The 267-nt window shown below is 40.8% G+C and carries 1 protein-coding gene; it reads left to right on the forward strand.

The annotated features are described in order from the left end of the window. Positions 1-230, forward strand: a 230-nt coding sequence (locus Q4528_RS14130) for a hypothetical protein (RefSeq protein WP_303522246.1), incomplete at its 5' end; no start/stop codon positions are given. Positions 231-267 lie beyond the last annotated feature (37 nt).

Here is a 267-nt window from a genome sequence, read left to right on the forward strand (position 1 = left end):
GTAAAGTTATAAGGAAAAAATTCTTCGCTGTAATACCGCAACTCTTCCAAAGTATGGGCATAAAGGGGCGTACTGGAAAGCAACAACATAGCAAAGACAAAAGGCTTGATATTGAGCAAACAAATGTCCTCTTTAGGCTAACGGCCTTTGGCGATAATGCCCTTGCAAACTGGCCAGCTATAGCACTTATCATTAAGTACAAGTACACTTCTCACTCACTTATTCGATAGAGTATTAGCCTTTGAGTTTTTATCGACTGTGCTGCGC

It is taken from the genome of Staphylococcus pasteuri (assembly GCF_030547725.1).
GTDB classification, from domain to species: domain Bacteria; phylum Bacillota; class Bacilli; order Staphylococcales; family Staphylococcaceae; genus Staphylococcus; species Staphylococcus pasteuri.